The sequence below is a fragment of the Actinosynnema sp. NPDC023658 genome (assembly GCF_040639995.1).
GTDB lineage: Bacteria > Actinomycetota > Actinomycetes > Mycobacteriales > Pseudonocardiaceae > Actinosynnema.
Genome location: NZ_JBFAAX010001224.1, coordinates 1 through 385 on the forward strand (window position 1 = coordinate 1; position 385 = coordinate 385).

At 77.4% G+C, this 385-nt stretch carries 1 protein-coding gene; it reads right to left on the minus strand.

Annotation, left to right across the window (positions count from 1 at the left end; genetic code table 11):
- A partial coding sequence (locus tag AB0G02_RS39725) for a hypothetical protein (RefSeq protein WP_360805557.1) occupies positions 1 to 385 on the minus strand: 385 nt, incomplete at both ends.

Here is a 385-nt window from a genome sequence, read left to right on the forward strand (position 1 = left end):
TAGCCGTTGACCGTGACCGGCAGCTCGTCCAGCACGACGACCGCCGCGGGCACGAGGTGGTCGGGCACCCGTTCAGCGAGCGCGGCCCGCACCGAGTCGGGGCTGATCCCCACGCCGGGCTCCGGCACGACGTAACCGACCAGCCGGGCCGGTCCCCGGTCCGCGCGGACCGCCGCGGCGGCGGCGCTCACGCCGGGCACCGCGCCCAGCGCGGCCTCCACCTCACCGACCTCCACCCGGTGACCGCGGATCTTGACCTGCCCGTCGTGCCTGCCCAGGTACTCCACGCCCCGGCCGGGCACCCAGCGGGCCAGGTCGCCGGTGCGGTACATCCGGTCGCCCGGCCCGCCGAACGGGTCCGCGACGAACCGCTCGGCGGTGAGCC